The following is a 25,365-nucleotide window of genomic DNA, read 5'->3' as shown; positions in this document are numbered from 1 at the left end:
GCGGGTGCGTGAGTACATCCTCATCGTGCTCGTGGCGCTCGCCACGACCTATCTCGCCGTGCCGCTCATGCGGGCTGTCGCGGTGCGGGCCGGGGCATACACGCCGGTCCGCGACCGCGACGTGCACCAGGTGCCGATCCCGCGGCTCGGCGGGGTCGCGATCCTCGTGGGGTACGCCGCCGCGACTCTGCTCGCATGGCGCCTGCCCTTCATCTCCCAGGTCTTCGAGACCGCCGAACTGGTCGGGGTGCTCGCCGCCGGCGCGGTGGTCTGCCTCGTCGGAGCGGTAGACGACCTCTACGAGCTGGACCCGGCGACCAAGCTCGGCGGCCAGCTCGTCGCGGCCGGCGTGATGGCCTTCAGCGGGGTGCAGTTCTTCTCGCTGCCACTAGGGGTCATGACCGTGCTCCCCGAGCCGTTGCTCGTGCTGCTGACGATCTTCGTCGTCATCCTCTCGATCAACGCGGTGAACTTCATCGACGGGCTGGACGGTCTCGCCGCCGGGATCGTGGCCGTCGCGGCCGGCGCCTTCTTCGTCTACAGCTATCTCATCTCCGCCTCGTACAACCCGCCCAACGTCTTCTCCTCCGCCGCCTTCATCTCGGCGGCGCTGCTCGGGTGCTGCCTGGGGTTCCTGCCGCACAACTTCTACCCCGCACGGCTCTTCATGGGAGACAGCGGCGCCCTCCTGCTCGGCCTGCTCCTCGCGGCCGCGACCATCAGCACCACCGGCGCGGTCAACCCGACCGACGTCAGCTCCAACAAGGTCGCCGCGACGATCCTGCCGCTGCTCGTCCCGATCGCGATCATGCTGCTGCCACTCCTCGACGTCGTCTGGGCGGTCGTCCGCCGCACCGCGCGCGGGCAGAGCCCCTTCCACCCCGACGCCGGGCATCTGCACCACCGCATGCTGCAGATCGGGCACGGTCATCGGCGCGCGGTCCTCATCCTCTGGTGGTGGGCTCTCGTCGTGGCGGCCGGCTCGGTGAGCTTCGTCGTGCTGCCGGCGCCGGTGGCGGCGATCGGGGTGACCGTCCTCCTGCTCGTCGCGATCATGCTCACCCTCTGGCTGCCCCGGTACTCGGCCCCGGGGCACCGGCCCAAGACCTTCGACGAGTCGGGCCAACGTGTGCACTCCTAGGTGCTTGTGATAACTTTCACAAGCACCGGAAGCGGCCCCCGAGCGCCGCGTCCGACCCCGTCATCATCGCCCCCACCCCTGCCGTCCCGAGGACCACGATGAGTCACCGCACCGCCGCGAGCAGCCCTGTCGAGGGCATGCTCCGTGGGGTCGTGCTGACCGGTTGCCTCGGCACGCTCGTCCTCGCCACGGCGGCCTGGGCGCTCGCGGGGGAGAAGGCCGGCTACAGCGCGCTGGCCGGTGCGCTCGCCGCCTTCGCAGTGATCCTCCTGGGCGTGATCGGGATGTCCTTCATCATCCGCGGCAATGCCGGACTGACCCTCCCGGGAGCCTTCGTCGTCTACATCGGTCAGCTGATCCTGCTCGTCGGGGTGCTCCTCGTCGTGCGCGGCCAGGAGTGGCTGGACGGCCCCGCCTTCGCGGTCTGCGCGATCGTCCAGACGGTCCTGCTGCAGATCGGTCAGATCAGCGGCTACGCCAGGGCCCGGCACCCCCTCTACCCGCAGGAGGAGGCGCGATGACCCCCCTTCGCCCGCGGGCTACGGAGCGCCCGGACGCCGCTCCGGCACCCCGCCTGGTGACCAAGAAGGACGTCTCGAACGTCGACCTCGCCTGGACGACCGGTGAGGACCCGCACCCGGCCGCGCAGGCCGACGCTCTCGGGGCGACGGTGATCGCCTACCTCATCACCGGCCCCCTGCTCTTCGGCGGCATCGGCTGGCTGCTCGACGCCTGGCTCGGGACCGGCGCCTTCCTGCCCCTCGGAGTCGTGGGCGGCATGGTGCTTTCGCTCTACACCATCTGGCTCCGGTACGGTACGACCCAGGCACCCACCATCGAGCGCGGTGACGCGACGCAGACCGGTGCCGAGCCACAGAACGAGGAGAACCAGTGACCTTGACTGCGCCCGCTTCCTGGGTCGGCACCGCGCCGACCGCCAGCGGCGGAGGTGAGGGGTACCAGACCCCCACCCCCGAGATCTTCTGGCAGCCGCTCTTCGAGCTGGGCCCGATCACCGTGACCAACCAGATGGCCTGGGCGGCGATCATCACTGCGGCGCTCTCCTTCGCGATGATCGCGCTGAGCAAGAACGCCGCGGTCGTCCCCGGCAAGGGCCAGTGGCTCTTCGAGAACTTCTACAACCTGCCGCGCAACACCATCGCGCGCGACATGATCGGTACCCGGCACTTCCGCCAGTACCTGCCGCTCATCGTCACCCTCTTCACGATGGTGCTCTTCTTCAACCTCGCCGGCTCCTTCTTCGGCAGCATGATGCCGGTGACGAGCAAGATCGGCTTCCCGATCGCGCTCACCCTCGTCGTCTACGTCGTGTACCACTGGATCGGCGTGAAGAAGCACGGCCTCGGGGGCTACTTCAAGCACATGGTCCCCGGCGGGCTGCCCAAGGCCGTCGTCCCGGTGATCTTCCCCCTCGAGCTGATCACGTACTTCATCACCCGGCCGCTCACCCTGGCGCTGCGACTCTTCGGCAATATGTTCGCCGGGCACATGCTCATCTACCTCTTCGTCACCGGAGCGTTCTACTTCCTCATCGAGGGCGACATCCTGCTCAAGCTCGTCTCGCTGCCGACCTTCCTCATGGCGGGTGTCATGCTCGTCTTCGAGCTGCTGGTCCAGTTCCTCCAGGCCTTCGTCTTCGCGCTGCTCACGGCGAGCTACATCGCCGGTGCGCTCGCCGACGACCACTGATCTCTCGGCCCTCGCGCCGAGCCACAACCGAATAACCGTCTCCACCCTTGAACTTCCCCACGGCACGGTGCCGTGGCGGACAACCCCACACGAAAGAGGAAACATCGTGGAAGGCAATCTCTCCGTCGTCGGTTACGGCCTCTCCGCCATCGGCCCGGCCATCGCCGTCGGTCTGATCTTCGCCGCGTACATCAACGGTGTCGCTCGTCAGCCCGAGGCCCGCAATCTCCTCCAGCCGATCGCCATCCTCGGCTTCGCCCTCGCCGAGGCCCTCGCGATCTTCGGTCTGGTGCTCGCGTTCGTCTTCAACTGATCTGCCGGCAACGGCACAACGTCAACGGCACCAGTACCTAGGAGAACCCCGTGCACTTCACGGCAACCCCCGCCTCGGTGGTGAGCCTCGTCCCGGCAGCGGAAGGCTCGATGCCGCTCATCCCGCACTGGGAGGAGCTCGTCTTCGGGCTGATCATGTTCGCGATCCTCTGGTGGGTCGTCGCGAAGAAGGTCGTCCCGAACATCGAGAAGGCCTACGAGGAGCGCCACGCGGCCATCGAGGGCGGCATCGCCCAGGCCGAGAACGCCCAGGCCGAGGCCGAGGCGGCCAAGGCCCAGTACGAGGCGCAGCTGGCCGAGGCCCGCTCCGAGGCCGCGCAGATCCGCGAGGACGCTCGTGCCGAGGGCGCGGCGATCGTCGCGCAGATGCGTCAGCAGGCGCAGGACGAGGCCAACCGGATCACCGAGTCGGCGCACAAGCAGATCGATGCCGAGCGCCAGCAGGCCGCGGTCACGCTGCGCGGTGAGGTGGGTCGGATGTCGACCGACCTGGCCGGTCGCATCGTGGGCCACGAGCTGAGCGAGTCCAGCACCCGGCAGTCGATCATCGACCGGTTCCTCTCCGAGCTCGAGACGGGCAAGGTCCAGCCGGAGAAGGTCACTGCCTCGGCTCCCGGGTCGAGCACGGTCGACGGTCAGGAGTCCTGATGCGAGGCAGCTCGCGCGGTGCCGTGCACGAGGGCCGGTCGGCCTTCGAGGCGGCGGCGGGTCAGGCGGGGGACATGAGCTCCCTGGCCGAGGAGCTCTTCGCCGTCAGCGCCCTCATCGACGACAACGCGACGCTGCGGCGCGCGCTGTCCGACCCCTCGCGAGAGGGTGAGGACAAGCGTGGCCTGGTCGAGCGGCTGCTCGGCGGCAAGGTGTCGAGCGAGACCCTCTCGGTCGTCGGCACCCTCGCGGCGCAGCGCTGGAGCGACGAGCGAGACCTCGGCGACACCGTCGAGCGCTTCGCCGTCGAGGCAGCGCTCGCCGGTGCGGAGTCCTCGGGTCGGATCGACGCGGTCGAGGACGAGCTCTTCCGCTTCGAGCGCCTCGTCGCGGGCAACCCCGACCTGCGCGACGCCCTGACCAACCGGCACGGCGACCGCGAGGGCAAGGCCGAGCTCGTGCGCACCCTGCTCGAGGGCAAGGCCTCGCCGGAGACGGTCCGACTGGCCCGGCAGGCGGTGCTCGCCCCGCGCGGGCGACGCTTCGACAGGGTCCTCGAGACCTACCTCGGCTACGCCGCAAGCCGGCGCGAGCAGCTCACCGCCGTCGTCACCTCGGCGACCCCCCTCACCGAGGAGCAGGCCGAGCGCCTCTCCGCGGCCCTGCAGCGGATCTACAGCAAGCCGATCCTCCTGCAGCAGGTCGTCGAGGAGGACGTCATCGGCGGCATCCGGGTCCAGGTCGGCGACGAGGTCGTCGACGGCACCGTCCTGCGGCGCCTCGACGAGGCGCGTCGGCACCTCGCCGGCGGCTGACCTCCCTTCGCACCACCCACCACCTAGACCAACGCACCCGACACGACAAGCCGGACCACCCGGCACCGAGGAGAAGAGACAACAATGACGGAGCTCTCGATCCGTCCGGAGGAGATCCGGGACGCCCTGGACGGCTACGTCCAGTCCTACAACCCGGGCGCGGCCTCCCGCGAAGAGGTCGGCCGGGTCACCGACGCCGGTGACGGCATCGCCCACGTCGAGGGCCTGCCCTCGGCGATGACCAACGAGCTGCTCGAGTTCGAGGACGGGACCCTCGGTCTGGCCCTCAACCTCGACGTCCACGAGATCGGTGTCGTCATCCTCGGTGACTTCTCCAACATCGAGCAGGGCCAGGAGGTCAAGCGCACCGGCGAGGTCCTCTCGGTGCCCGTCGGCGAGGAGTACCTCGGCCGCGTGGTCAACCCGCTCGGTCAGCCGATCGACGGCATGGGTGACATCGCCAGCACCGAGCGCCGCGCGCTCGAGCTGCAGGCGCCTACCGTCGTCGAGCGCAAGTCGGTGCACGAGCCGCTGCAGACCGGCCTGAAGGCGGTCGATGCGATGACCCCGATCGGCCGTGGCCAGCGCCAGCTGATCATCGGTGACCGCCAGACCGGCAAGACGACGGTCGCGGTCGACACGATCATCAACCAGAAGGAGTTCTGGGAGACCGGCGACCCGGACAAGCAGGTCCGCTGCATCTACGTCGCCATCGGCCAGAAGGGCTCGACGATCGCGTCCGTCAAGGGCACGCTCGAGGAGGCCGGCGCGATGGAGTACACGACCATCGTCGCCGCCCCCGCCTCCGACGCCGCGGGCTTCAAGTACCTCGCCCCCTTCACCGGCTCGGCCATCGGTCAGCACTGGATGTACCAGGGCAAGCACGTCCTCATCGTCTTCGACGACCTGTCCAAGCAGGCCGAGTCCTACCGCGCGATGTCGCTGCTGCTGCGCCGCCCGCCGGGCCGTGAGGCCTACCCGGGTGACGTCTTCTACCTGCACAGCCGGCTGCTCGAGCGCTGCGCCAAGCTCTCCGACGAGATGGGCGCGGGCTCGATGACCGGCCTGCCGATCATCGAGACCAAGGCCGGTGACGTCTCGGCGTTCATCCCGACCAACGTCATCTCGATCACCGACGGCCAGATCTACCTCCAGGCCGACCTCTTCAACTCCAACGTCCGCCCCGCCATCGACGTGGGTGTCTCGGTCTCCCGTGTCGGTGGTGCCGCGCAGGTCAAGGCGATGAAGCAGGTCTCCGGCCGTCTCAAGCTCGACCTGGCCCAGTACCGCGCGCTCGAGGCCTTCGCGATGTTCGCCTCCGACCTCGACCCGGCGTCCAAGCAGCAGCTGGCCCGCGGCGAGCGGCTCGTCGAGCTGCTCAAGCAGAAGCAGGCCAGCCCGCTACCGGTCGAGGAGCAGGTCGTCTCGATCTGGGCCGGCACCACCGGTCAGCTCGACTCGGTCGCGGCCTCGGACATCACCCGCTTCGAGAGCGAGTTCCTCGCGCACCTGCGCCACTCCAAGGCCGATCTCCTCGACGCGATCCGCGAGACCGGCAAGTTCGAGGACTCCACCGCCGAGGCGCTGCAGTCCGAGATCGACTCCTTCAAGCAGGGCTTCCAGCCCTCGAACAAGGGGGACGTGCCGGTCGGCGACGAGTCCGAGGACGGCGCCGCGGACAAGGCTCAGGAGCCCGAGCAGGAGCAGATCGTCCGGCAGAAGCGCTGATGCCATCGGTCGGGTCGGGCGTGAGCGCCCGACCCGACCGGCCGGCCAGCCGGCGGAACAGCCAGCAGACACCCCCTTCGCACGACAGAGACGCAAGAGAGGCGGAAACGTATGGGAGCGCAGATCCGGGAGTACCGGCAGCGCATCCGGACCGTCAGCGCGACCAAGAAGATCACCCGCGCCATGGAGCTCATGGCGGCGGCCCGGGTGGTCAAGGCCCAGCAGGCGGTGCGTGAGTCCACGCCCTACGCGCGCGCCCTGACCAAGACCGCGTCCGCGGTGGCCACGTACTCCAACGAGGAGCACCCGCTGACCACCGAGAAGGACGACGTCAAGCGGGCGGCCGTCCTCATCATCGCCGCCGACCGCGGGCTCGCCGGCGGGTACAACGCCAACGTCCTCAAGGAGAGCGAGCGGCTCGTCGCGCGGCTCACCGACGAGGGCAAGGAGGTAGTGCCCTACCTCGTCGGTCGCCGAGCGGTGACCTACTACACCTTCCGCAAGCGCGAGTACGCCGCGGAGTGGACCGGCTTCTCCGAGAAGCCGTCCTTCGAGGACGCGCGGGCGATCGGTGAGCGGCTGGTCAAGGACTTCGTCACCGACACCGGCGAAGGGGGAGTGGACGAGGTCCACGTCGTCTTCACCCGGTTCGTCTCGATGGTCTCCCAGGAGCCGGAGGTCATCCGCCTCCTGCCACTGGAGATCGTCGAAGGGGTGGAAGACCCTGAGCAGGGCGAGGTCTTCCCGCTCTACGAGTTCGAGCCGAGCGCGGACGAGCTGCTCGACGCGCTGCTGCCGCGGTACGTCAACGCCCGGATCTTCAACTGCCTGCTGCAGGCGGCGGCCTCCGAGCTCGCCTCCCGCCAGCGCGCGATGAAGTCCGCTACCGACAACGCCGAGGACCTCATCAACAAGTACACCCGTCTGGCCAACCAGGCTCGCCAGGCGGAGATCACCCAAGAGATTTCTGAGATCGTCGGCGGCGCCAGCGCCCTCGCCGAGGCCAAGTAAGCGAGAAGGACAGGACATGACTGCCACCATCGAGTCCACCCAGGACACCACCCAGGCCGGCGGCGTCGGCCGGATCTCCCGGATCATCGGCCCCGTCGTCGACGTGGAGTTCTCCGCTGACGCCATGCCGGACCAGTACAACCTGCTCACGACCGAGGTCGAGCTGCCGGCCGGCGAGGGCGAGACCATCAGCCGCAAGATCAACCTCGAGGTCGCCCAGCACATCGGCGACAACATGGTCCGCGCGATCTCCCTGCAGCCCACCGACGGCCTCGTCCGTGGGACCCAGGTCCAGGACACCGGTGGTCCGATCACCGTGCCGGTCGGCGACGTCACCCTCGGCAAGGTCTTCAACACCACCGGTGACTGCCTCAACCTCGAGGAGGGCGAGACCCTCCAGGTGCAGGAGCGGTGGGGGATCCACCGTCAGGCGCCCGCCTTCGACCAGCTCGAGTCGAAGACGACGATGTTCGAGACCGGCATCAAGGTCATCGACCTGCTCACCCCCTACGTCCAGGGTGGCAAGATCGGCCTCTTCGGTGGTGCCGGTGTCGGCAAGACCGTGCTCATCCAGGAGATGATCGCCCGAGTCGCCCGCGACCACGGTGGTGTGTCGGTCTTCGCCGGTGTCGGTGAGCGCACCCGTGAGGGCAACGACCTCATGGTCGAGATGGAGGAGGCCGGCGTCCTCGGCCAGACCTCGCTCGTCTTCGGTCAGATGGATGAGCCGCCGGGCACGCGTCTGCGGGTCGCGCTCTCCGCGCTGACCATGGCGGAGTACTTCCGTGACGTGCAGAAGCAGGACGTGCTGCTCTTCATCGACAACATCTTCCGCTTCACCCAGGCCGGGTCCGAGGTCTCCACGCTGCTCGGCCGCATGCCCTCCGCCGTGGGGTACCAGCCGACGCTCGCCGACGAGATGGGCGTGCTCCAGGAGCGCATCACCTCGACCCGTGGTCACTCGATCACCTCGATGCAGGCGATCTACGTCCCGGCCGACGACTACACCGACCCGGCGCCGGCGACCACCTTCGCCCACCTCGACGCGACGACGGAGCTGAGCCGTGAGATCGCCTCGCTCGGTATCTACCCGGCCGTGGACCCGCTGACCTCGACCAGCCGGATCCTCGACCCGCGCTACATCAGCGAGGACCACTACAACACCGCGGTCCGTGTGAAGTCGATCCTCCAGCGCAACAAGGAGCTGCAGGACATCATCGCGATCCTCGGTATCGACGAGCTCTCCGAGGAGGACAAGATCCTCGTCGGGCGGGCCCGCCGCCTGCAGCGGTTCCTCTCGCAGAACACCTACGTCGCCAAGCAGTTCACCGGCATCGAGGGCTCGACGGTCCCGCTCAGCGACACCATCGAGGCCTTCACCAAGATCTGCGACGGCGAGTACGACCACGTCGGTGAGCAGGCCTTCTTCATGTGCGGTGGACTCGACGACGTCGAGCGTCAGTGGGCGGAGATCCAGAAGGACCTCTGAGCCGCACCCCCTTCGCACCCCAGGTCGGGGTGACCGCGCGCTCTCATCCGGCGCCTGGTCACCCCGACCTGGTGCGTTCAGGGGTGCTTGTAGGATCGCGTCATGTCCGTGCCAGCAGGAAGTGTCCTCGTGCGCGGCGGCAACCTCGGCGAGCGGGTGGTCGCCGTTGCCCTCGGGGTAGGCAGCGCCATCGCGATCGCGGTGGCCTTCCTCTGGCCGGTCAGCTCGGTCACCGCGGGCCCGAGCAGCTGCCTGCTGCGCACCTTCGTCGGCATCCCTTGCCCCGGCTGCGGGATGACCCGGTCCTGGGTCCACCTCGCGCATGGCGACATCTCGACCGCCTTCTTCTACAACCCCTTCGGCATGGTGTTCATGGCCGTCGCGGCGTTCGCCGCGGGCTACGTCCTCCTCGCCCTCGCGCGCAGGAGACGTCCCGAGGGGTTGTTCGACCTCGTCCGGCCGCGCCCAGCAGTGCTGCTCGTCGGGGCGTGGCTGACCTGGTCGGTGTACCGGGTGTGGAGCGTCGGGGTCGGGCAGGAGACCTGGTCTCTGGTCATGGGGTGAGTGGCTGGCGCTGCGGGCCGCTACGATGTGATCAGACCTCCCCCCGACGTTAGAGAAGGACCCCTTAGCCGTGAGTGCACTGACCGTCGAGCTCGTCGCCGCCGACCGCAGAGTCTGGTCCGGTGAGGCCTCCTTCGTGCGAGCTCGCAGCGCCGAGGGCGAGCTGGGCATCATGCCCGGTCACACCCCGATGCTCGGTGTCGTCGTCGAGGGCGACATCGTCATCAAGACCGAGGGCGGCGAGCGGACCGCCAGCGTCGACGGCGGCTTCCTCTCCGTCGACCACGACAACGTGACCATCGTCGCGGAGACAGTCACAGAGCAGGGCTGACAACGGTCCATGGGGGCGCTGCCTGAGGTCGAGTGGCTGCTCGTCGTCGGCCTGCCCCTGCTCCTCGCGCTGGCGATCACGGCCGTCGTCCTGCGCCGCCGGTCGATTGCGAAGGGGTGTCCGGTCGCCCTCGCCGCGATCAGCAAGGACGGGACGCGGTGGCGCCTCGGTCTGGTCCGGCTCGGCCCCAGCACCTTGGCGTGGTTCCCGGTGGTCGCCCTGACGACCCGGCCGCGACTGCAGTGGGAGCGAGCCCACCTCGAGCTGACGACCCCGGCCGATGAGCTGATCTCGATCCCGGGGCTGAGCCAGGCGGTCCAGGTCGAGGTCTCCGACGCCGTGCACACCGAGCCGTGCCCGATCGCCGTCGAGCGCGGCGTCTACATGGCGATGCGGTCCTGGCTCGAGTCCGCCCCGCCCGGCGCTGACGTCAACGTCGCCTGACCTGCTCGGGCGGGTCCTCCCTACCCCCGCCGGGCCGCCACAGCACATCGCCACCGGCGTCGGCGTTGGCGCGCCGGGCCAGGACGAAGAGCAGGTCCGAGAGCCGGTTGAGGTAGGTCAACGCCAGGGGACTGATCCCCCCTTCGCCTCGCTCCTGTCCCTCCTCGGTCCCGTGCGCCTCCACGGCCGCCCAGGCGGAGCGCTCCGCGCGACGGGCCACGGTCGTCGCGACGTGCAGGTACGCCGCTCCGGTGGTGCCGCCGGGGAGGATGAAGGAGCGCAGGGGTTCCAGGGCCTCGAGGTAGCGGTCGCAGTCCGCCTCCAGCTCGTCGACCCACTGCTGACGGACGCGAAGGGGTGGGTGCTCGGGATTCGCGACGAGCGGGGTGCACAGGTCGGCACCGAGGTCGAAGAGGTCGTTCTGCACGCGAAGGAGGGTGCTCGTCACGTCGTCGTCGAGCTCGCCGCAGGCCAGCACGACGCCGATCGCCGCGTTGGCCTCGTTGACGTCGGCGTAGGCCTGGATCCGCGGGTCGGTCTTGCGGGTCCGGCTGAAGTCACCGAGGGCCGTCGTGCCGTCGTCACCGGTGCGGGTGTAGATCTTCGTGAGGTTGACCATGAGGTCAATCGTCCCAGCACGCACAATGTCTGCATGCTCCCGGTTCCCGCCCCGCGCGACCAGGGTGACCGGGTGCTCGGCGTCGACCTCACCAGGGGAGTCGCGATCATCGCCATGGTCATCGCCCACGTGCGTGTCTGGTCGCCCTACTCCTCCGAAGACGACCTCGTGATCTCCAGCGTGCTCGCGCAGGTGAACAACCTCGCCTCGCCGCTCTTCGCCCTGGTGATGGGCATCTCCGTCGGTCTGGTCTCGTTGCGACCGGGGGTGACCCCGGCGGCGGCGATCCGGCGCGACGTGGTGCGCGGGCTGCTGCTCATCGCGACCGGCCTGGCCCTGAACCAGCTCGGGACCTTCATCGCGATCGTGCTCCAGCACCTCGGCGTGACCTTGATCGTCGGGACGGTGCTCGCCCGGCTGCGGCTCCCCGTCCTGACCATCGTGACCGCCGCGACCTTCCTCGCGGCACCGCTGGTCAACGCCGCTGCTCGGGCGGCCCTGCCAGGGGTGCAGACCTACCGCGGGGCGCCCTGGGAGCAGGTGCTGGAGTGGATCGTGCTCTCGCCGTACTACCGGCTGACCAACCTCCTGCCCTTCTTCCTGCTCGGGGTGGTGATGGCGGTGCGGCACTTCGAGCGGCGTCTCCTCGTCGCGCTGCTCGCTGTCGGCGCGACGAGCTATCTCGCGTTCGTCGCGCTGCGGCTGGCCGGGTTCGAGGTGCAGACCTCGGGCAGCTATCTGGACACGCTGAGCGACGTCGGGCTCGCGGTGACGACGGCGTCGGCCCTCATCCTGCTCGCGCCACACCTGCCGGCTGCCCCTCGGGCTATCCTCGCGCCGGTGGTCGCGGTTGGGACGGTGTCGCTCAGCGCCTACGTCTTCCACGTCGTCCTCATCGACGTCCTCACTGTCGATGACGCGCGGCGGGACTCGGCGATCCACTGGGCGGTGGCCGGAGGTCTGGTGCTGGCCGCCACGGTGGGCCTGGGGTGGGTGTGGTGGCGCGTCGTCGGCGTCGGACCGCTCGAAAGGCTGCTCGCGGCGGTCACCGGACGGCTCGTGCCGGAGGGGAGGAGCGGATGACGCTGCACTGCCCGGCCCGCTTCGCCGTGCTCACCGCCCCGACGGAGCTGGGCCCGGGGTGGGTGGAGCGACGCGTTCGTCAGGTGGCGGCGGAGAACGTCGCCCTGGTCCTCTCGCCGCGTGAGCTGGCCGATGCCGCTGCGGCACTGTCCGGTGGTCTCGGTGCCCCGGCGGGGGTCTGCGAGGCGCTCGCGAAGGGGGTATTGAGGTAGATCCGGGGTTGCTGCCGCGGGCGTGTATACCTCGAACCAGGAGGGGTGCCCGGCGAGGGGGCACCGCGGTGAGACGCCGCCGGCTCAGAAGAGGCGGGTCTCGACGTCGTCGATGCCCTTGAGGGCGTCGTAGTCCAGGGTGACGCAGCGGATGCCGCGGTCCTCGGCGAGCGTGCGGGCCTGGGGCTTGATCACCTGGGCGGCGAAGACCCCGGTGACCGGGCGCAGGTGCGGGTCACGGTTCATCAGCTCGAGATAGCGGGTGAGCTGCTCGACGCCGTCGATCTCCCCCCTTCGCTTGATCTCCACCGCCACCGTGCCCCCGCTGGCGTCGCGGCAGAGGATGTCGACCGGGCCGATCGCCGTCATGTACTCGCGCCGGGTGAGCGTCCATCCCTCGCCCAGGGTGCTGATGTGCTCGGCCAGCAGACGCTGCAGGTGAGCCTCGACCCCGTCCTTGACCAGGCCCGGGTCCACCCCGAGGTCGTGCCGGCTGTCGTGGAGCACCTCGTGGATCATCACCCGCAGCCGGTCCTCGGACTTGGCGTGCTGAACGTTCCACACCAGCGTCGCCCCCGCCGCGGCCTCGGCCTCGTCGGGCTCGATCTCGGCCATCGCGCAGGGAGGGGACATCCAGTTCAGCGGCTTGTACGAGCCGCCGTCGCTGTGCACGAGGACCGAGCCGTCGGCCTTGACGAGGAGGAGCCTGGTCGCCAGCGGGAGGTGAGCGGTGAGGCGCCCGTCGTAGTCCACGGTGCACGTCGCGATGACAACTCTCACGACCGGTCACCCTACGCGCGCGACGCCGACCGAAAAAAGCCAGCGCACCCGACGCAGCGGATCGGCAGGCCGCCGCGTCTACTCATCTGGAGGGCGGTTCGCCGCCCTCCACTCCGGGGGGAGGTCGGGGCTCGTGCCCGGCAGGCGCGGGCCCCGCACCCATCGGTCACACTGACCGGGTGCCCAGAGCCAATCGCCGCCGCCGGGACGACCCTCGTCCCCTGCCGTCGGCCGTCCACGGCGCCGGCCTGACCCACGTGTCCTGGCTGGGCCGCCGCTGGGCCGTCCGGCGACTCTCCGGCGCATCCTCCACCCGCGTCTACCGATGCCCTGGGTGCGAGCACGACATCGCTCCCGGGACCGCTCACGTCGTCGTCTGGCCCGACGACGCCATGGGCTCAGCCGAGGACCGCCGGCACTGGCACTCCTCCTGCTGGCGGGCCCGCAGAGGCGGCTGACCCCCCTTCGCCGGTCGTCTCAATCAGACGGGGCCGGCTCCACCAGCTCGACGAGGATCCCGCGGGCGTCCTTGGGGTGGATGAAGTTGACCCGGCTCTGGCTCGTGCCGCGCTTCGGGGTGTCGTAGAGCAGCCGCAGACCACGCTCGCGCAGCGTCGCGCACACCGCGTCGATGTCCTCGACCCGGTAGGCCAGCTGCTGGATGCCCTGGCCGTTGCGGTCCAGGAAGGTCGCGATCGTCGACTCCGGCGACAGCGGCGCGAGGAGCTGGATGCAGGACCCGCTCGCGCCGACGCGCATCATCGCCTCGCGCACCCCCTGCTCCTCGTTGGTCTCCTCGTGGGCCAGCTCCATGCCGTAGACGTCGCGGTAGAACGCGATGGCGTCGTCGAGGTCGGGGACGGCCACGCCGACGTGGTCGATGTGGGTGAAGAGATCAGCGCTCATGGTCACGACGGTAGTCCTCCTGCCTCGGGGAGGGAGTGGGGGTGGCCGAGTAGGGTGCGAAGGGAGAGCCGCCCGCCGCGTCGATCGCTCACGAGCGCCCCGACCGGGTGGAGAGACCGTTTCGATGGAGGCACACCTATGTCGCAGACCGCAGACCGCCCGACGTCCGTCATCGTCGGAGGGGCCCGGACCCCGATGGGGCGTCTCCTCGGCTCGCTGAAGGACTTCAGCGGCTCCGACCTCGGCGGCTTCGCGATCAAGGGCGCGCTCGAGCGCTCGGGGGTCAGCCCGCAGGACGTGCAGTACGTCATCATGGGCCAGGTCCTCACTGCCGGCGAGGGTCAGATCCCCGCCCGCCAGGCCGCCGTCAAGGCGGGCATCCCGATGGTCGTCCCCGCCCTGACGATCAACAAGGTGTGCCTCTCCGGCCTCGACGCGATCGCCCTCGCCGACCAGCTGATCCGCGCCGGCGAGTTCGACGTCGTCGTCGCCGGGGGGCAGGAGTCGATGACCAACGCGCCGCACCTGCTGCCCGGCAGCCGCTCGGGGACGAAGTACGGCGACACCACCCTCAAGGACTCGATGGCCTACGACGGGCTGCACGACAGCCTGACCGACCAGGGGATGGGGGCGCTCACCGAGTCGTGCAACACCGGCGCGCAGGAGTTCAGCCGCGAGGAGCAGGACGAGTTCTCGGCCCGCAGCCACCAGCGGGCGGCGCAGGCCTGGGAGGACGGCCGCTTCGCCGACGAGGTCGTCCCCGTCGAGGTGCCGCAGCGCAAGGGCGACCCCGTCGTCTTCGCCGAGGACGAGGGCATCCGTGGCGACACCACGGCCGAGTCCCTCGGCAGGCTGCGCCCCGCCTTCGCGGGGGACGGCACCATCACCGCCGGCTCCGCCTCACAGATCTCCGACGGAGCGTGCGCCGTCGTCGTGATGAGCAAGGCCAAGGCCGAGGAGCTGGGGCTGGAGTACCTCGCCGAGATCGGCGCCCACGGCGTCGTCGCCGGCCCGGACAGCAGCCTGCAGGCGCAGCCGGCCAACGCGATCGAGGCGGCCTGCGCGAAGGAGGGGATCTCGGTGAGCGACCTCGACGTCATCGAGATCAACGAGGCATTCGCCGCGGTCGGACTGGCCTCGGCCAAGCAGCTCGGCCTCGACCTCGAGAAGGTCAACCCCAACGGCGGCGCGATCGCCATGGGCCACCCCATCGGCATGTCGGGGGCGCGACTCGCCCTCACCCTCGCGCACGAGCTGCGCCGCCGTGGCGGAGGGGTCGGCGCGGCCTCGCTCTGCGGAGGCGGCGGACAGGGCGATGCGCTGATCATCACCGTCCCCGGGCGCTGATCCGCTCAGGGCGCTCCCAGGTCGCCGCTGCCTAGAGTGGTCGGGTGAGCACCGACACGCAGCACCCCGCCGGCCCGGGGCTGGTCGCCGGCCGCTACCGCACCGAGCGTGCGGTGGGCCGGGGCGGCATGGGCACCGTGTGGCTCGCGCGGGACGAGCGGCTCGGCCGCCAGGTGGCGCTCAAGCAGCTCGCGGCGTTCCCGGGAGAGACCGAGGGGCATACCCAGCGGGCCATGCGAGAGGCGCGGCACGCGGCTGCGCTGAACCACCCCAACGTCGTCGCCGTCTACGACGTCGTCGAGCACGAGGGCGCCCCCTGGCTCGTGATGGAGTACGTCGACGGGCCGACGCTGAGCGAGGCCGTGCAGGAGCGCGGGCCGCTGCTGCCGCGCGGTGCCGCCGACCTCGGGTCCCAGCTCGCCGCCGCGCTCGCTTCGGCGCACGCCGCCGGAGTGGTCCACCGCGACATCAAGCCGGCCAACGTCCTCATCGGGAATCGCCGGCCCAAGCTCGCCGACTTCGGTACGGCGCGCGCCGGCGGCGACGATCAGATCACCCGTACCGGGCTGGTGACCGGGACCCCGACCTACATGGCCCCGGAGGTCGCGGACGGCCACGACCCGAGCCAGGCCAGTGACCTCTGGGCCCTCGGAGCCACGCTCTACTTCGCCGTCGAGGGTCGGGACGCGTACCAGTCCCAGGGCAACCCGCTGGCGACGCTGCGTCACATCGCCACGACCGAGCCCGAGCCGCTCACCCGGGGCGGAGCGCTGGCACCGGTGATCGAGCGGCTCATGGACCGAGACCCCGCTCGCCGTGGTGACGCGGCGACCGCCCGGGCCGACCTCGAGCGCATCGCTGCCACGCCGGGCGGCTCCTCCCCCCTTCGCCCGCGGGGCCAGTCCGACTCCGCTGCGCGCGAGCGCCGGAGCTGGCTCCCCTGGCTCCTCGCAGCGGCCGCGGCGCTCGTCATCGCCGGCGTCGTGACTGCTCTGGTCCTTACCCGGGGGGAGGAGCAGTCCGCCGGGATGGCGTCGCCGAGCAGCTCCTCGTCGCCGACCTCGGCATCGCCAAGCCCGTCGGAGAGCCCGAGCGAGTCATCGACCCCGACCTCCGTGTCATCGACGTCTCCCTCGACCACGTCCAGCCCGACCTCGTCCACCTCGACGGCGCCGACGTTCCCAGCAGCCGAGGTCACCGACTTCGTCGAAAGCCACTACGCCACCCTCGCCGAGGACCCCGGCCGGGCCTGGTCCAACCTCACCCCGGCGATGCAGAAGACCGCCGGAGGGCGGGGCGACTACGTCGCGCTCTGGTCCCGCTTCGACTCGATCGCGGCGCAGGACATCACCGTCGACGAGCAGACCGGCACCGCGAGCTTCACCCTGACCCGCACGCTGCGGACGGACGACGGTGATGGCGGTGACGACGATGACGACGACGAACCCGCGGGTGGCGAACCCACCTCTGACCGTCGCACCGTCACCGTCGTGCGCTCGGGGCAGAGCTGGAAGATCGACGCGGCCAGCTGATTCCCAGATCTTTACGATTTTGTGACCTTCGCCGATCTTTGCGATCGTGGAGTGATCTCCCGGGCCGACGCGGCCCGATAACCCCTGAAGGAACTCTGACGTGCCCCACCTCATCACCCGTGTGCTGACCGCTCTCCTCGCGGTCGCCGGGCTCCTGTGCGCCGCGGTCGGGCTGTGGTTCATGACCCAGCTCGGCAGCGACGGACGCGCGACGTTTCGCGCTCAGCCCGGCGAGCAGGTCGTGGTCCTCGGGCCGAACGTGATCAACCGCGTCGAGTCTCCCGTGGACCTGCAGGCCACCACCGCAGACGGCTCTCCGGTCTGGCTCGGCGCCGCCCGCCCCTCCGATGCGGAGTCCGTCATCGAGGGCGCCCCGGCCATGCGTGCCACCGGGGTGAGCGTCCCGGGCTGGACACTGGAGACCGCCACGGCGAGCGGCGAGGGTCAGACCTCGCCGCAGTCCTACGACCTGTGGCAGGACACCCGGACCGGCACCGGCTCGGTCGCGATGACGCTGAACCAGGCCGCGGCACCGCAGACCGTGGTCATCGCCGCCGCCGAGGGACAGACCGTCGACGAGGTCACCCTCTCGGTCGCGGACCAGAGCTGGTTCACCACCGCAGTGGTCCTCACGCTCGGCGGGTTGCTCCTGCTCGGCGTCGCTGCCTACCTCCTGCTGCGCACCCTCAGGCCGCGCCGGGACACGACCGTCAAGGAGACCGACTGATGATGCGACGCACCACTCTCGCGACGACCGGCGCTGCCCTTGCTCTGACGCTGGGGGGCTGCTCGTCGATCGCCGGCGTGCAGGATGCGCCGACCGAGGACACCTCCGGTGCCTCGATCAGCCAGGCGGCCGGCTCCGTGGTCACCGAGCGGGTGATCGGCGAGGCCGCCGCGGCGTCCCAGGCCACGGGCAAGGATGCCGACAAGCGCCGGCAGCAGGTGCTCGGCGGCCCCGCGCTCAAGGTCAGCTCCGCCCGGGCGTCGGTGAAGCAGAGCGACGACAAGGGCACCGCGCTGGAGACCCCCGCAGAGACCACGGTGCTCGCGGTGAGCAAGGGCACCGGCTGGCCGCGCTCGATCCTCGCGACGAGCCGGGTGGACGAGGTCCAGCAGCTGCACGTCCTCGTCGCCGACGGCCCCAAGGAGGCCTACCACCTCTTCGCCACCGTGCCGATGGCCTCCGGTGCGTCGATCCCCGCCTTCGCCGACCCGGCGGAGGGCGTGGCGGTCACCCCGCCCGAGGGGATCGGGGAGGACGACCTCGGTGCCGCGAGGGACTGGGCGAAGGCGGTCGCTTACCCGGCGCCGAAGAAGGCGCCGGAGTCAGTGGCGACCGACGACACCTTCTCGACCGCGCTGCAGACCAACGCCGCGAAGCAGGCCAAGGAGCTCGACGAGCTCGCGAAGTACACCGTCGAGCACTCCGTCGGGATGGGTGGGTCCAAGGACGACCCGGCCGACGCGATCAGGTTCGAGCTGGCCGACGGCGGGCACCTCACGATCGCCGCGCTGACCCGCACCGACAAGGTCACCGCCACCGACAAGGCCAAGGAGCTGACGCTCCCGGGCCCGCTCGCCGAGCTCGCGGACGACGAGACGATCACCGAGGACATCACGGTCAAGCACCTCGAGGTCGTCGCGCTCGTCGAGCCGAAGGATGGCAAGGCCTCGGTCGTCGGCGCTCTCGAGCAGCTCAGCGACGTGAGCTCGTCCTAGCGAGGGCATCTGGGAGGATCGGGGCATGACCGACAGCAACCCCTCGCTCCGCGGCGCCGTCGACCTCGGCGCCCTCTCGCAGACCGACCAGAGCCGGCCCGCCGGCGAAGGGGGAGGTGCCCCCAGAGGCGGCGACGACCCCTTCGCCTCCCCGGTCGTCGTCGTCGGTGACGACGCGACCTTCAACCAGCTGATCCAGCGCACCGTGAGCGTGCCGGCGGTCGCCGTGGCCTGGACCTCCGAGCAGCCGCAGAGCCGCGCCGCGCTCGACGCGGTCGTGGCCGCAGCCGAGCGCAAGGACGGTCGGCTGCAGGTGATCAGCATCGACCTCGCGACCAACCCGGGGATCATGCAGGCCCTGCAGCCGCAGCAGCTGCCGGTCTCGCTCGGCCTGATCCAGGGGCAGGCGATCCCGCTCTTCCCCGGCGTGCCGTCCGCGCAGGACCTGGACCGCGTGCTCGACGAGCTGCTCACCGCCGCCGTGCAGCAGGGAGTCACCGGTCGGGTCGAGATGAGCGCGGAGCAGGTCCCCGAGGAGGAGCTGGCGCCGCTGCACCAGGAGGCCTACGACGCGATCGAGCGCGGGGACCTCGACGCCGCCCGAGCGGCCTACGAGCAGGCGCTCGCGCAGAACCCCGCCGACGAGGACGCGCAGCTCGGCCTGGCCCAGGTCCAGCTCATGGCCCGGACCCAGGGGGCTGACCTGCAGGCTGCCCGTCAGGCGGCAGCTGAGGACCCCCGCGACGTCGATGCGGCGATGCTCGTCGCCGACCTCGACGTCCTCGGCGGGCACGTCGAGGACGCCTTCGTGCGGCTCGTCGAGCTGGTCAAGGTGACCGCCGGCGACGAGCGTGACCGGGTCAAGGCCCATCTGCTCGAGCTCTTCGCCGTGGTCGGCAACCAGGACGAGCGGGTGCGCAAGGGTCGCACCGCGCTCATGAGCGCGCTCTTCTGAGCCCGGCCACCTAGCTCGCGGCGTCCTGCGTGCCCGCGGGGGACGCGCCGGACGCCGACGGGACCGGCTGCAGGTAGAGAGCCGCCAGGCGGGCGACCCGCACCTGCGCCGAGTATGGCTGGTCGTGCCACGGGGTCTCCTCAGCGACGACCTCGACCCCGGCCTGGCTCGGCGAGCTGGCCGCGTCGAAGCCGGAGGTGTCCAGGATGACCCGCCAGGTGCCGGCGCGAGGCAGCCCGATCCGCAGCGACTCCCGGTCGGCTCCACCGAAGTTGAGCACGACGGCGAGCACGTCGTCCCCGCTGCGGTCGCGCTCAGCGAAGCGCACGAAGGACAGGGTGTTCCCGCCGTTGTCGTCCGCGTCCAGCCACTCGAAGCCGGCCGGCTCGGAGTCCAGCGCCCACAGCGCCCGGTCGCCGGTGTAGATCGCGTTGAGTTCCTTGACCAGGCCGTGAACCCGGTGGTGCGCCGGGTGGTCCAGCAGGTGCCAGTCGAGAGATCGTCCGTCGGCCCACTCGCTCGTCTGGGCGAACTCGCAGCCCATGAAGAGCAGCTGCTTGCCCGGGTGGGCCCACATGTAGGCGAGGAAGGCGCGCACGGTGGCCAGCTGGTCGTGCTGGTCTCCGGGGACCTTGCCCGGCAGCGAGCCCTTGCCGTGCACGACCTCGTCGTGGCTGATCGGCAGCAGGTAGTTCTCGCTGTAGGTGTACATGATCGCGAAGGTCAGCAGGTTGTGGTGGTACTGCCGGTGGATCGGCTCCTCGCCCAGGTAGCGCAGCGAGTCGTTCATCCACCCCATGTTCCACTTCAGCCCGAAGCCGAGCCCGCCCTCGCTCGTCGCCCGGGTCACCCCCGGCCATGCCGTCGACTCCTCAGCGATGGTCACCACCCCCGGTGCCCGCCGGTAGGCCGTGGCGTTCGCCTCCTGGAGCAGCCCGATCGCCTCAAGGTTCTCGCGGCCGCCGTGGACGTTGGGCACCCACTCGCCGTCCCGCCGCGAGTAGTCGAGGTAGAGCATCGAGGCGACCCCATCGACCCGTAGGCCGTCGACGTGGAACTCCTCGAGCCAGTAGAGGGCGTTGGCGACGAGGAAGTTGCGCACCTCGAGCCGCCCGAAGTCGAAGACGTAGCTGCCCCAGTCCGGCTGCCACCCCTTGCGCGGGTCCGGGTGCTCGTAGAGGGGCAGCCCGTCGAACCGCACGAGCGCCCACTCGTCGGTCGCGAAGTGCCCCGGGACCCAGTCGAGAATCACGCCGATCCCCGCCTGGTGCAGCCGGTCGATGAGGAAGCGGAAGTCGTCCGGGTCGCCGAAGCGGGAGTTCGGCGCGTAGTAGCTCGTGACGTGATAGCCCCACGACGGCGGGTACGGGTGGTCCATCACGGGCAGCAGCTCGACGTGGGTGAAGCCGAGGTCGGCGACGTAGTTCACGAGGTGCTCGGCGAGGTCGCGGTAGCTCAGCCCCTGCCGCCACGACCCGAGGTGCACCTCGTAGATGCTCATAGGCCCGGTGTGCGGGTTGCGCCTGGCGCGCTGCTCGAGCCACTCCTCGTCGGACCACTCGTAGCCGCTCTCGGTCACCACCGAGCTGGACGCCGGAGCCACCTCGGCCAGGCGGGCCATCGGGTCGGCCTTGTGCCGCAGGACGTCGTCGGCGCCGCGGATGGCGAACTTGTACCGCGCCCCGGTCTCGGCGCCGGGGACGAAGAGCTCCCAGATCCCCGAGCTGCCGAGCAGTCGCATCGGGTGGCTGATCTCGTTCCACCCGTTGAAGTCGCCGATGACCGACACCGCCTTCGCCCGCGGCGCCCACACCGCGAACGACACCCCGGTGACCTCACCCATCGGCCCCTCGTAGCGCCGGACGTGCGCCCCGAGCACGGTCCACAGCTGCTCGTGCCGGCCCTCGTTGATCAGGTGCCGGTCGACCTCGCCGATCGTCGGGGCGAAGCGGTACGGGTCGTCCTGCTCCACCGCGTGACCGTCCCAGGTCGTCTCGACCCGGTAGTCCATCGTCGAGCTCACCCCTTCGCGCAGCCCGGCGAAGACGCCGTGGTCCTCGTGCTCCAGGTCGAGCTCCTCTCCGTCCTCGAAGCGCACGAGGACCTGCTCGGCCATCGGTCGCAGCACGCGAACCCGCAGGCCGCCGTCGACCAGGTGCTGGCCGAGCACGTCGTGCGGCTGGTTGTGGCGTCCGTGCGCCAGCGCCCACAGCGCGTCGGGCATGGCGTGGCTGGGGATCGGGGTCACTGGTTCTCCTCCAGGAGTCGGGTCACGGCGCGGGTCGGGATGGGCAGCCAGGTGGGTCGGTTGCGGGCCTCGTAGACGACCTCGTAGAGCGCCTTGTCGAGGATCAGCGCGCGCAGCACGGCCGCGTCCTCGCGCGGGTCGGGCGCGGCGGAGGCGTAGCCGTCGAGGAAGACCTCCTGGTGGGTGGCGACCCACTCGGCCGCCTCGTCGGCGGTCAGCTCGGCGGAGGCAGCGGCGTAGTCGAGGGAGCGGAGCATCCCGGCGACGTCGCGAAGGGGGGAGTCGGGCCGGTTGCGCTCGGCCAGGGGCCGCAACGGCTCGCCCTCGAAGTCGATGACGACCCAGCCGCGGCCGGGGACGAGGAGCACCTGGCCGAGGTGATAGTCACCGTGGATCCGTTGCAGCGCGGGCCAGCTCGCCTCCTCGGCGGCGTCGAGGAGCGTGCCGACCGCACCCTCGGATCCGCTCAGCCCCGGCGACTCGGCGAAGGCTGCGCCCGCGCGCCGACGCATCTGAGCGACCTGCTCCGCGACGTCCTCCCGACTCGCGTGCTGCGTCCCCAGAGTGGCCGCGAGGGTCCGGTGGATCGCCCCGGTGACCTCCCCGAGGTGACGGATCTCCTCGCGCAGGTCCACCCCTTCGCCGATCCGGTGGAGCACGACCCGCCAGGCGTCCCGGCTGCCCGCGAGGAACTCCTGGGCGTAGGCGAGGTGCCCGTCGCACGGGTGACCGTCGGGTCCGGACCAGGTGCCGGCGACGTGACCGACGCTGCCCGGGACGAAGGGGGAGCGGGCGGCCGCGAGCGCACCCTGCACGGTGACATCGGGGTTGTCGCCGGCGGAGAGGGTGCGGAAGACCTTGACGATCACCGGCTGGTGCTCGGTCTCGACGACGACGGAGGTGTTGGACTGCTCACCGGCCAGCACCTGGCTCGAGCTCGGGCGCGGGTCGTCGGTCCAGGCGGGGTGCGGCGCGCCGGCGATGCCTGGACGCGGGGTGTCGCTCCGGTCGCCCTCCTGAGCCTGAGCGCGGCCGCGCAGCAGCGACAGCAGCTCGGCGACGTAGACCGGGTCGTGCGGCGCGTCGTAGACCCAGCGGTGCCCGAGGACGGGGTGCTCCAGCTCGCCGACGAGCGCGTCCGCCGCCTCGCGCAGCGGAGCGCCGCGGTAGGTCAGGGGCACCTGGTAGGTGACCGGCTCGGGACCGGCCTCGTCGAGGTAGATCCGGGTCTCGATCCCGACCTCGCCGGCCGGGTCGTCCAGGCGCCAGCTGTCCAGGAAGCGAAGGCGAGGCGCTCTCCCCTTCGCCTGGTACCACCGCTGCACCCCGATCCAGTCCTGGACCAGGTCGTCCTTGCCGGGGGTGAGGGGGACGTCGTAGACCGTGGCCATCAGCGGCCCCGCACGTGCAGCACGTGCACCGGCTCGCCGTCGACACCGAGGCGCACGAAGTTGTCCCGACCCCACTCCCAGACGGCGCCGGTCACGAGGTCCTCGACCTCGAAGCGGTCCCCCCCGTCGAGCCCGAGCGCGCCGAGATCGAGGCGCACGGTCGACTCGCGGGTGCTGTGCGGGTCGAGGTTGGCGACGACGATGATCGTGTCGTCCCGCCCGTCGGGCAGGCGGCGGGTCTTGCTGAAGGCGAGCAGGTTCTCGTCGTCGACGTGCTGGCGGTGGTAGTTGCGCAGCAGGTGCAGCGCCGGGTGCTCGCGGCGGACCCGGTTGAGCATCGTCAGCCAGCCGGCCAGGCTCTGACCCTCGCGCTCGCCGCCGGGCTCGTAGTCGCTCCAGCGGCGGTCCTTGTACTCGTACTTCTCGTTGTCGATCTGCTCCTCGGCGCCGGGGCGGGCGACGTGCTCCATCAGCTCGTACCCGGCGTAGACGCCCCAGGTGGGGACGAGGGTCGCGGCGAGCGCCGCCCGCACCTTCCACGCAGCGGGGCCGCCGAACTGCATGTACGGGGTGAGGATGTCGTGGGTCGTCGGCCAGAAGGAGGGGCGCATGTACGCCGCGGACTCACCGGAGAGCTCGGTCAGGTACTCGTCGAGCTCGTAGGCGGTGTTGCGCCAGGCGTAGTAGGTGTAGCTCTGCTGGAAGCCGATCTTGGCCAGGGTGTGCATCATCGCCGGCTTGGTGAAGGCCTCCGAGAGCCAGATGATCTCGGGGTGGTCGGCGGCGACGTCGGCGATGAGCCACTGCCAGAACTCCAGCGCCTTGGTGTGCGGGTTGTCGACCCGGAAGAGGGTCACCCCGTGGTCGATCCAGACCTGGATGATCCGGCGCACCTCGGCGTAGATCCCGGCCGGGTCCTTGTCGAAGTTGATCGGGTAGATGTCCTGGTACTTCTTCGGCGGGTTCTCGGCGAAGGCGATGGTGCCGTCGGCGCGTGTGCTGAACCACTCGGGGTGCTCGGTGACCCACGGGTGGTCGGGGGAGCACTGCAGCGCGATGTCGAGGGCGACCTCGAGACCGAGCTCGCGGGCTCGGGCGACGAAGGCGTCGAAGTCCGCGAAGGTGCCGAGATCGGGGTGGATGGCGTCGTGCCCGCCGTCGGGGGAGCCGATGGCGTAGGGAGAGCCTGGGTCGGCCGGCCCGGCGTCGAGGGTGTTGTTGGGGCCCTTGCGGTCGGTCGTGCCGATCGGGTGGATCGGGGTGAGGTAGACAACGTCGAAGCCCATGTCGGCGATCGCCGGGAGCCGCTCGGCGGCGGTGCGCAGGGTGCCGCTCTGCCAGCGACCGGTCGCCTCGTCCCACCGGGCGCCCTCGCTGCGCGGGAAGATCTCGTACCAGCTGCCGAAGAGGGCCAGCGGGCGCTCGACGAGAAGCGGCAGGTCGTCGCCCGGGCTGAGCAGCTCGCGAAGGGGGAGGACGGCCTCGAGCTCGTGGCGCACATCTTCGGTGGTGGCGGCGTGCAGCCGCGCGCGGGCGCTCGAGCTCTCGGCGGGGGCGTCAAGGGCGGCTATCGCGTCGCGGACGACCTGGCGTCCGGCCGGGGTGCGACCGGGCACGTCGAGGGCGCGCTCGAGGACGCGGATCCCCTCGGCGAGCATGAGTTCCTCGTCGACGCCGACGTCGATCTTGATCGTCGCGTCGTGCAGCCAGGTGGACCACGGGTCGGACCACGCCTCGACGCGGTAGGTCCACCAGCCCTCGCGGTCGGCGCTGACCTCGGCCACCCAGTGACTCAGGCCGGGGTTGACGCACTCCATCCGGATGTCGTGGGTCGCGCCGGCGGGGTCGGTGAGCACGACCGTCGCGGCTACGGCGTCGTGCCCCTCGCGGAAGACCGTCGCGGTGACGTCGAAGGGTTCGTCGACGACCGACTTGGCCGGCCGGTCGCCGTGGTCGACGCACGGGCGCACGTCCAGGACCGGGATCCGGCCGATCGGCACCTGCGGTGCGCTGCTGCGCGGCGGGTGCGGCGCGGCCTGCGCGTCCGGGTCGTGGTCATGGTCGAAGGCGAGTTCGCGGCTCACCCCGACGACGCTACCTGTCCCGCGGGCCGCCTCACCCCCTTCGCCCGCCGATGGTTGTGCCCGGTGGCGCTCCGGACCCGAGTCGCGCCGGATGGACCGACGTCGGGCGAAGGGGGGACGGGCGGGCGGGGGAGCCGTTCGTCTGACGTTCCCCGGGGATCTGCGAAGGGGGCGGCTAGTGCGGTGGACCGTTCGTCTGAGGCTCCCCGGGGATCTGCGAAGGGGGCGGCTAGTTCGCGTCGGCTTGGTGGGTGGGGCGGTGGCGCCACTAG

27 protein-coding genes are annotated in these 25,365 nt (G+C 70.6%); 21 read left to right on the top strand and 6 right to left on the bottom strand.

The window, feature by feature from the left end; translation table 11 throughout:
* Nucleotides 1-4 precede the first annotated feature (4 nt).
* From FB557_RS12515 to FB557_RS12455, 13 genes are all read left to right on the top strand, one after another.
* Nucleotides 5-1,141 (top strand): MraY family glycosyltransferase, encoded by a 1,137-nt coding sequence (locus FB557_RS12515; protein WP_144857944.1) that lies wholly within the window; start codon nt 5-7, stop codon nt 1,139-1,141.
* A gap of 98 nt (nt 1,142-1,239) precedes the next feature.
* Nucleotides 1,240-1,662 carry a hypothetical protein gene (locus tag FB557_RS12510; RefSeq protein ID WP_144857943.1) on the top strand — a complete coding sequence of 141 codons (423 nt, stop codon included), beginning with the start codon at nt 1,240-1,242 and terminating at the stop codon, nt 1,660-1,662.
* Complete coding sequence (locus FB557_RS12505) at nt 1,659-2,036, top strand: AtpZ/AtpI family protein (protein ID WP_144857942.1); 378 nt, start codon at nt 1,659-1,661, stop codon at nt 2,034-2,036. Before FB557_RS12510 ends, FB557_RS12505 begins: the two co-directional genes overlap by 4 nt.
* Complete coding sequence (gene atpB / locus FB557_RS12500) at nt 2,033-2,851, top strand: F0F1 ATP synthase subunit A (protein ID WP_344707015.1); 819 nt, start codon at nt 2,033-2,035, stop codon at nt 2,849-2,851. The genes FB557_RS12505 and atpB overlap by 4 nt, the downstream gene beginning before the upstream one ends.
* 106 nt (nt 2,852-2,957) lie before the next feature.
* The gene (locus FB557_RS12495; RefSeq protein ID WP_144857941.1) at nt 2,958-3,164 is read left to right on the top strand and encodes an ATP synthase F0 subunit C; all 207 of its coding nucleotides are present in this window, start codon (nt 2,958-2,960) and stop codon (nt 3,162-3,164) included.
* A gap of 50 nt (nt 3,165-3,214) precedes the next feature.
* The gene (locus tag FB557_RS12490) at nt 3,215-3,832 is read left to right on the top strand and encodes a F0F1 ATP synthase subunit B (protein WP_144857940.1); all 618 of its coding nucleotides are present in this window, start codon (nt 3,215-3,217) and stop codon (nt 3,830-3,832) included.
* Nucleotides 3,832-4,647: a F0F1 ATP synthase subunit delta gene (locus FB557_RS12485; protein ID WP_144857939.1), complete on the top strand. Its 816-nt coding sequence runs from the start codon at nt 3,832-3,834 to the stop codon at nt 4,645-4,647. The genes FB557_RS12490 and FB557_RS12485 overlap by 1 nt, the downstream gene beginning before the upstream one ends.
* Before the next feature lie 84 nt (nt 4,648-4,731).
* Nucleotides 4,732-6,375 carry a F0F1 ATP synthase subunit alpha gene (atpA, locus tag FB557_RS12480; RefSeq protein WP_144857938.1) on the top strand — a complete coding sequence of 548 codons (1,644 nt, stop codon included), beginning with the start codon at nt 4,732-4,734 and terminating at the stop codon, nt 6,373-6,375.
* Between the two features lie 111 nt (nt 6,376-6,486).
* On the top strand, nt 6,487-7,386 hold the full coding sequence (locus tag FB557_RS12475; protein ID WP_144857937.1) for a F0F1 ATP synthase subunit gamma: 900 nt from the start codon (nt 6,487-6,489) through the stop codon (nt 7,384-7,386).
* A gap of 16 nt (nt 7,387-7,402) precedes the next feature.
* A complete protein-coding gene (atpD, locus tag FB557_RS12470) occupies nt 7,403-8,875 on the top strand; it encodes a F0F1 ATP synthase subunit beta (RefSeq protein ID WP_144857936.1) in 1,473 nt (490 codons plus the stop codon).
* Between the two features lie 102 nt (nt 8,876-8,977).
* Nucleotides 8,978-9,439: a DUF2752 domain-containing protein gene (locus FB557_RS12465; RefSeq protein WP_144857935.1), complete on the top strand. Its 462-nt coding sequence runs from the start codon at nt 8,978-8,980 to the stop codon at nt 9,437-9,439.
* 70 nt (nt 9,440-9,509) lie between these two features.
* Complete coding sequence (locus tag FB557_RS12460) at nt 9,510-9,770, top strand: F0F1 ATP synthase subunit epsilon (RefSeq protein WP_144857934.1); 261 nt, start codon at nt 9,510-9,512, stop codon at nt 9,768-9,770.
* A 9-nt stretch (nt 9,771-9,779) separates the two neighbouring features.
* Complete coding sequence (locus FB557_RS12455; protein WP_144857933.1) at nt 9,780-10,214, top strand: DUF2550 family protein; 435 nt, start codon at nt 9,780-9,782, stop codon at nt 10,212-10,214.
* Here the strand turns inward: FB557_RS12455 and FB557_RS12450 are convergent.
* Nucleotides 10,201-10,833, bottom strand: a complete 633-nt coding sequence (locus tag FB557_RS12450) for a cob(I)yrinic acid a,c-diamide adenosyltransferase (RefSeq protein WP_144857932.1) — start codon at nt 10,831-10,833, stop codon at nt 10,201-10,203. The two genes, FB557_RS12455 and FB557_RS12450, sit on opposite strands and share 14 nt — an antisense overlap.
* Before the next feature lie 33 nt (nt 10,834-10,866).
* Between FB557_RS12450 and FB557_RS12445 the strand changes: the two genes are divergently transcribed.
* Nucleotides 10,867-11,916, top strand: coding sequence for a heparan-alpha-glucosaminide N-acetyltransferase domain-containing protein (locus tag FB557_RS12445; protein WP_144857931.1), 1,050 nt, complete (start codon nt 10,867-10,869; stop codon nt 11,914-11,916).
* Complete coding sequence (locus tag FB557_RS12440) at nt 11,913-12,128, top strand: hypothetical protein (RefSeq protein WP_144857930.1); 216 nt, start codon at nt 11,913-11,915, stop codon at nt 12,126-12,128. Before FB557_RS12445 ends, FB557_RS12440 begins: the two co-directional genes overlap by 4 nt.
* A gap of 84 nt (nt 12,129-12,212) precedes the next feature.
* Here FB557_RS12440 and nucS read toward each other — a convergent pair whose 3' ends face one another.
* Nucleotides 12,213-12,908, bottom strand: coding sequence for an endonuclease NucS (nucS, locus tag FB557_RS12435; protein WP_144857929.1), 696 nt, complete (start codon nt 12,906-12,908; stop codon nt 12,213-12,215).
* Nucleotides 12,909-13,087: 179 nt separating this feature from the next.
* Here nucS and FB557_RS12430 point away from each other — a divergent pair, with 179 nt between their 5' ends.
* Nucleotides 13,088-13,366: a hypothetical protein gene (locus FB557_RS12430; RefSeq protein ID WP_144857928.1), complete on the top strand. Its 279-nt coding sequence runs from the start codon at nt 13,088-13,090 to the stop codon at nt 13,364-13,366.
* Nucleotides 13,367-13,385: 19 nt separating this feature from the next.
* On the opposite strand, the gene mce is transcribed toward FB557_RS12430, so the two are convergent.
* Entirely contained in the window at nt 13,386-13,814 is a 429-nt protein-coding gene (gene mce / locus FB557_RS12425; RefSeq protein WP_144857927.1) for a methylmalonyl-CoA epimerase, read from the bottom strand.
* Nucleotides 13,815-13,952: 138 nt separating this feature from the next.
* Between mce and FB557_RS12420 the strand changes: the two genes are divergently transcribed.
* From FB557_RS12420 to FB557_RS12400, 5 genes are all read left to right on the top strand, one after another.
* The gene (locus FB557_RS12420) at nt 13,953-15,161 is read left to right on the top strand and encodes an acetyl-CoA C-acetyltransferase (protein WP_144857926.1); all 1,209 of its coding nucleotides are present in this window, start codon (nt 13,953-13,955) and stop codon (nt 15,159-15,161) included.
* Nucleotides 15,162-15,205: 44 nt separating this feature from the next.
* Nucleotides 15,206-16,693 carry a serine/threonine-protein kinase gene (locus FB557_RS12415; protein WP_144857925.1) on the top strand — a complete coding sequence of 496 codons (1,488 nt, stop codon included), beginning with the start codon at nt 15,206-15,208 and terminating at the stop codon, nt 16,691-16,693.
* Between the two features lie 100 nt (nt 16,694-16,793).
* Nucleotides 16,794-17,420, top strand: a complete 627-nt coding sequence (locus FB557_RS12410) for a hypothetical protein (RefSeq protein WP_144857924.1) — start codon at nt 16,794-16,796, stop codon at nt 17,418-17,420.
* A 2-nt stretch (nt 17,421-17,422) separates the two neighbouring features.
* Nucleotides 17,423-18,415, top strand: coding sequence for a hypothetical protein (locus FB557_RS12405; protein WP_144857923.1), 993 nt, complete (start codon nt 17,423-17,425; stop codon nt 18,413-18,415).
* A 25-nt stretch (nt 18,416-18,440) separates the two neighbouring features.
* Nucleotides 18,441-19,370, top strand: coding sequence for a tetratricopeptide repeat protein (locus FB557_RS12400; protein ID WP_144857922.1), 930 nt, complete (start codon nt 18,441-18,443; stop codon nt 19,368-19,370).
* Nucleotides 19,371-19,380: 10 nt separating this feature from the next.
* Here FB557_RS12400 and glgB read toward each other — a convergent pair whose 3' ends face one another.
* Genes glgB through FB557_RS12385 form a run of 3 tightly spaced genes read right to left on the bottom strand, consistent with a single transcriptional unit; the run spans nt 19,381 to nt 25,093 of the window.
* On the bottom strand, nt 19,381-21,618 hold the full coding sequence (gene glgB / locus FB557_RS12395) for a 1,4-alpha-glucan branching protein GlgB (RefSeq protein ID WP_246074773.1): 2,238 nt from the start codon (nt 21,616-21,618) through the stop codon (nt 19,381-19,383).
* Nucleotides 21,615-23,009 (bottom strand): maltokinase N-terminal cap-like domain-containing protein, encoded by a 1,395-nt coding sequence (locus FB557_RS12390; RefSeq protein ID WP_144857921.1) that lies wholly within the window; start codon nt 23,007-23,009, stop codon nt 21,615-21,617. Before FB557_RS12390 ends, glgB begins: the two co-directional genes overlap by 4 nt.
* A complete protein-coding gene (locus FB557_RS12385; protein ID WP_144857920.1) occupies nt 23,009-25,093 on the bottom strand; it encodes an alpha-1,4-glucan--maltose-1-phosphate maltosyltransferase in 2,085 nt (694 codons plus the stop codon). The genes FB557_RS12390 and FB557_RS12385 overlap by 1 nt, the downstream gene beginning before the upstream one ends.
* Nucleotides 25,094-25,365: the final 272 nt, after the last annotated feature.

Source organism: Marihabitans asiaticum (genome assembly GCF_007828725.1).
Classification (GTDB): domain Bacteria; phylum Actinomycetota; class Actinomycetes; order Actinomycetales; family Dermatophilaceae; genus Marihabitans; species Marihabitans asiaticum.
The sequence above is the reverse complement of the archived record's forward strand: the minus strand, read 5'-3'. Positions and strand labels throughout refer to the sequence as shown.

Coding starts and splice junctions, on each gene's coding strand:
- FB557_RS12390 (WP_144857921.1), bottom strand. CDS start 23,009: ATGGCCACGGTCTACGACGTCCCCCTCACCCCCGGCAAGGACGACCTG.
- FB557_RS12485 (WP_144857939.1), top strand. CDS start 3,832: ATGCGAGGCAGCTCGCGCGGTGCCGTGCACGAGGGCCGGTCGGCCTTC.
- FB557_RS12445 (WP_144857931.1), top strand. CDS start 10,867: ATGCTCCCGGTTCCCGCCCCGCGCGACCAGGGTGACCGGGTGCTCGGC.
- FB557_RS12505 (WP_144857942.1), top strand. CDS start 1,659: ATGACCCCCCTTCGCCCGCGGGCTACGGAGCGCCCGGACGCCGCTCCG.
- atpA (WP_144857938.1), top strand. CDS start 4,732: ATGACGGAGCTCTCGATCCGTCCGGAGGAGATCCGGGACGCCCTGGAC.
- FB557_RS12510 (WP_144857943.1), top strand. CDS start 1,240: ATGAGTCACCGCACCGCCGCGAGCAGCCCTGTCGAGGGCATGCTCCGT.
- FB557_RS12440 (WP_144857930.1), top strand. CDS start 11,913: ATGACGCTGCACTGCCCGGCCCGCTTCGCCGTGCTCACCGCCCCGACG.
- FB557_RS12405 (WP_144857923.1), top strand. CDS start 17,423: ATGCGACGCACCACTCTCGCGACGACCGGCGCTGCCCTTGCTCTGACG.
- FB557_RS12450 (WP_144857932.1), bottom strand. CDS start 10,833: ATGGTCAACCTCACGAAGATCTACACCCGCACCGGTGACGACGGCACG.
- atpD (WP_144857936.1), top strand. CDS start 7,403: ATGACTGCCACCATCGAGTCCACCCAGGACACCACCCAGGCCGGCGGC.
- FB557_RS12400 (WP_144857922.1), top strand. CDS start 18,441: ATGACCGACAGCAACCCCTCGCTCCGCGGCGCCGTCGACCTCGGCGCC.
- mce (WP_144857927.1), bottom strand. CDS start 13,814: ATGAGCGCTGATCTCTTCACCCACATCGACCACGTCGGCGTGGCCGTC.
- FB557_RS12455 (WP_144857933.1), top strand. CDS start 9,780: ATGGGGGCGCTGCCTGAGGTCGAGTGGCTGCTCGTCGTCGGCCTGCCC.
- FB557_RS12420 (WP_144857926.1), top strand. CDS start 13,953: ATGTCGCAGACCGCAGACCGCCCGACGTCCGTCATCGTCGGAGGGGCC.
- FB557_RS12475 (WP_144857937.1), top strand. CDS start 6,487: ATGGGAGCGCAGATCCGGGAGTACCGGCAGCGCATCCGGACCGTCAGC.
- FB557_RS12465 (WP_144857935.1), top strand. CDS start 8,978: ATGTCCGTGCCAGCAGGAAGTGTCCTCGTGCGCGGCGGCAACCTCGGC.